The following is a 4269-nucleotide window of genomic DNA, read 5'->3' as shown; positions in this document are numbered from 1 at the left end:
TGAGGGCGAGACGGGCCACGGTCGCCGAGACGACGGCCGCGAGGGCGCCCCGGCCCCATGAGGCGTCGTACGCCTGGGCGAGTGCGGCCACCTGGGCGAGCAGGACGAACAGGAGGGTGATCACGCCGAACGGGCCGATGTCCGACTGCTTCATGATCCGCAGCGCGTCCTCGGCGGGCTTGCCGCTGCCCAGGCCGTCCGCGGTGTCGGCGAGGCCGTCGAGGTGCAGGCCCCGGGTGAGCGCGGCCGGTACGGCGGCGGTGGCCACGGCCGCGAGCAGCGGGCCCGCGCCCATGGCCAGCAGCGCCATGCCCACCAGGGCCGCGCCCGCCCCGACCACCAGACCGGCCAGCGGAGCGCACAGCATGCCGCCGCGCGCCGCGTCGCGGTCCCAGCGGGTCACCTTCACGGGGAGCACGGTGAGGGTGCCGAAGGCGAAGCGGAGGCTGTCGGCGAGGGAGGCGCCGGAGGCGGTCTTGGACATCGGCGCAGGCTACCCGGACGCCCGGAGAGCGGATACAGCGGTGCTGGATAAAGTTCACATATGGGTCATTGGTTGTATCGGAACGTCGTCGAGCCCGGGAAGCTCCCGGTGTTGCTGGCGCTGGCCTCGTTCGTCGTGACCTTCGTGGTCACCCGCGCCATCGTGCGGCTCATCCGCGCCGGCAAAGGACCCTTCGGCAACGTCAAGGCCGGTGATCTGCACATCCACCATGTGGTGCCCGGCGTCGTGCTCACGGTGATCGGCGGCTTCGGCGCGGTGGCCAGCAGCCGGTACGGCTTCGGGGCGTGCGCCAGCGCCGTGCTGTTCGGCATGGGAACAGGCCTGGTGCTCGACGAGTTCGCGCTGATCCTGCACCTCGACGACGTCTACTGGACCGAGGCCGGGCGCAAGAGCGTCGAGGTCGTCGTGGTCACGGCGGCCCTCGTCGGCCTGATGCTCAGCGGCTTCTCGCCGTTCGGCGTCAACGACGTCAGCGACCAGGAGGCGCAGGACCGCGCCAGCGCGATCGTGACCATCGCCCTGAACTTCCTCTTCGCGCTGCTCTGCCTCAGCAAGGGCAAGGTGCGCATGGCCATCTTCGGGGTGATCGTTCCCTTCATCGCCTTCATCGGCACGATCCGGCTGGCCAAGCCCGCATCGCCGTGGGCCAAGCGCTTCTACCGGCACCGGCCGCGTGCCCGAGCCCGGTGCAGGCTGCGCGCCTACCGGCACGACCGCCGCTGGGCGGGCCCGAGCCGCAGGGTTCAGGAGTGGATCGGCGGCAAACCCGACCCCGCGCCCGACCGCTCCCTGCCCGAACGGCGGTGACGCGCCGCGGAGAGGCAGCACACCACCAGCACCGCGGCGATGGCCGCCAGGTGCTCCTTGCCCGCAAGGTTGTCCTTGACGAGCACCTCGGCCACCATCGCCCCGATCACCACCCCCGCGGTCGCATACGCCCGGTATCGCCAGCCCAGGAACAGGGCCAGGCCCACCACGGCCGCCGACGGCCCGGTGTCGACGATCAGCGAGTCGGCCCCGGGCAACCCCAGCGGACGGTGCGGGCCGAGCGCGATGCCGACACGGGCGTACAGCGTCCCGGCCAGCGTGGCGACGTACGCGATGACGAGCGTGCGCCACCAGCCCAGACAGATCTCGGCGATCCCGAAGACGATGAGGATCTGCGCGAGCGCGCCCCACACGGGCAGATCCAGCGCCGGTACGAACAAGGAGAGCGGGGTGCGGAGCAGGGCGAGCCACAGCGGGTCCTCGGCCCGGACGGCGCCCGTGTTCTGCACCAGCCGGTAGCCCCAGGACTGGTTCTGGACGAACTGGAGGACGGCCGTCAGGCACACCGCGCCGAGGGTCATCGGGACCGCCCGCCATCCGCTCGCCGCCAGAGCCCGGCGCACGGTGGCGTACAGCAGACCCCACTCGGCGCGGGCCCAACGGGCGAGTGTGCTCATCCGGTCGTCCCCACGGCTCTCCTCACGTCGGCCCTCATCGGTCCCGCCGGCCTCATCTGTGCGACTCCAGGTGCTTGCGGTGCAGCCACTTCGGCAGACCCGGCGCCTCCAGGAACCCCTCGGCGCGCGCGGACGCGACACCGATGCGCAGCAGGTCCGCGCTCTTCTCGAAGAGCAGGAACCGCGGCTCCCAGATGGGCCGGTACTTGGCGTTGGCCCGGTACAGCGACTCGATCTGCCACCAGCGGGAGAAGAAGCTGAGCAGCGAGCGCCACAGCCGCAGGACCGGGCCCGCGCCGAGACGCGCACCACGTTCGAAGACCGAACGGAACATGGCGAAGTTGAGCGAGACCTGGGTGATCCCGATCTCCCGGGCGCGCCGCAGGAGTTCGATCACCATGAACTCCATCAGCCCGTTCTCCGCGTCGCGGTCGCGCCGCATGAGGTCCAGCGAGAGCCCGTGCGGGCCCCACGGCACGAACGACAGCACCGCCCTCAACCCGCCCTCGGCATCCGTGCATTCGAGCATCACGCAGCGACCGTCCTCGGGGTCGCCGAGCCGGCCGAGCGCCATGCTGAATCCGCGTTCGGTCGCACCGTCGCGCCAGTCGTCCGCGCGCTCCAGCAGATACGCCATCTCGGCGGCCGGGATGTCCTCGTGCCGTCGGATGTTCACCCGGTACCCGGCCCGCCTGACCCGGTTGTAGGCCTGCCGGACGGTACGCATGGCCCGTCCTTCGAGGGTGAACTCGGCGGTCTCGACGAGGGCTTCGTCGCCCAGCTCCAGGGCGTCGAGTCCATGCCGGGAGTAGATCGTGCCCGCCTCCTCGCTCGCGCCCATCACCGCCGGGATCCAGCCGTGCTCCCGGGCCTCGGCCAGCCAGGGCTCGATGGCGCCGGGCCATGCCTCGGGATCACCGATGGGGTCGCCGCTCGCCAGGGAGACCCCGCCCACCACGCGGTACGCCACCGCCGCCTTGCCGGTGGGCGACCAGACCACGCTCTTCTCCCGGCGCAGCGAGAAATAGCCCAGCGAGTCCCGGTCGCCGTTGCGGTCGAGCAGCGCGCGCAGCCGCTTCTCGTCGTCCTCGGTGAGCGGGTCGACGGCGCGCCGGGACCGGAAGGCCGCGTAGAGGACGGCGAGCACCAGCAGGGTGCTGAGCACGTTGATGGTGACGTTGACCCAGTTGGGCGTCGAGATTCCGGGGTAGTGGGAGTCGTCGGCGGCGACCGAGACGAGCCGCAGGGTGCCGTAGCGCCAGCGGTCCAGGAAGGTCGAACGGTGCGCGTCGTGCGCGTTGTTGGTGACCGTGACCAGCAGCGCGGCGAGCAGCGAGGTGACCAGCAGCCCGCCGACCGCGACGGCCGCGGCGAGCTTCGGGTTCGACCGGTCGCCCTTGGCGTAGAACTCCCGGCGGCCCAGGACCAGGGAGCCCACGAAGGCCGCGGTCAGTACGAGCGAGACCCAGTTCTGCGCGTACTGACGGATCTCCGGGAACGCCATCGCGACGCCGAAGAGCAGCAGGAACAGCCCGCTGAGCACGGAGTTGAGGATCCACGCGGCCCGCTTGCGCCGTCGCATCGTGATGGCCAGGAACATCGTGAACACACCGGAGGCGAAGCCCGCGGTCAGCAGATAGGGCGTGAAGTAGTTCTCGGTGTTGTGCCGTCGTACGTCCTGGCCGAGCGACACCCACGCGGCGCTCAGAAAGTTGATGAACGTGACCCCGCGCAGATACCAGACGGCGAAGGCGGCGGACCGCCGGGAGGCAGCCGTGGACCGCCGGTCCCCGTCACTCCGGCGGGCCGACGCCCGTTCCTGGTCAGCGGCAATTCGGGCATCTCCCATAAAGCGCGATGATATGGGGCACGGTGGTCGGTGCGGGGGAGGGGCGGTGCGGGTGATGCCCCGCCGGGCGGCGGGTCTTGGCCCTGTCGGCCCGCCCCGGCCGCGACGCCGGATCGCGTGACGCGGGACCGGCCCGCCCGGCCACTCGTCCCGGCCGGGGCCGGAGGCCGACATCGGACCCGGGCGCCCTCCTGGATCCGAGGCGGCCGTCCCCGGGCGATGAGTTTCCGGCCGGGGTGTGCTTTCGGGACTGAGGCGGTCGGTCCCGGTTGGTTGGTTGGTTGGTTTCCTGGCCGGGGTCCGGGGGCTTGCGTTGTACGGGGTGTGCTTTCGGTGTCGAGGCGGCCGGGTCCCCGCTCGGTGGGGTTCCTGGCCGGGGACCAGAGGACCTGGGCATACGAAGGTGAGCCTTCGCGAGCTGGGCGACCCGGCCCGGCCTTGCTCGGTTTGGCCTGGTCCGGCCCGACGCG

4 protein-coding genes are annotated in these 4269 nt (G+C 71.5%); 1 reads left to right on the top strand and 3 read right to left on the bottom strand.

Going from position 1 to position 4269, the window contains the following annotated elements; all coding sequences use genetic code 11:
• Positions 1-484 (bottom strand): adenosylcobinamide-GDP ribazoletransferase (locus N4G66_RS44770; protein WP_261710086.1); only part of this gene is annotated, 484 nt, incomplete at its 3' end.
• Positions 485-544: 60 nt separating this feature from the next.
• On the opposite strand from N4G66_RS44770, the gene N4G66_RS44765 reads away from it, so the two are divergent.
• Positions 545-1312 (top strand): hypothetical protein, encoded by a 768-nt coding sequence (locus tag N4G66_RS44765; RefSeq protein ID WP_261710085.1) that lies wholly within the window; start codon positions 545-547, stop codon positions 1310-1312.
• Here N4G66_RS44765 and N4G66_RS44760 read toward each other — a convergent pair.
• Positions 1249-1950, bottom strand: a complete 702-nt coding sequence (locus N4G66_RS44760) for a hypothetical protein (protein ID WP_261710084.1) — start codon at positions 1948-1950, stop codon at positions 1249-1251. The genes N4G66_RS44765 and N4G66_RS44760 overlap by 64 nt on opposite strands.
• Before the next feature lie 52 nt (positions 1951-2002).
• Positions 2003-3799 (bottom strand): phosphatidylglycerol lysyltransferase domain-containing protein, encoded by a 1797-nt coding sequence (locus N4G66_RS44755; protein WP_261710083.1) that lies wholly within the window; start codon positions 3797-3799, stop codon positions 2003-2005.
• Between the last annotated feature and the right edge of the window lie 470 nt (positions 3800-4269).

Source organism: Streptomyces rhizosphaerihabitans (genome assembly GCF_025399795.1).
Taxonomy (GTDB): Bacteria; Actinomycetota; Actinomycetes; order Streptomycetales; family Streptomycetaceae; genus Streptomyces; species Streptomyces rhizosphaerihabitans.
This window is presented reverse-complemented; position numbering and strand designations above follow the sequence as displayed.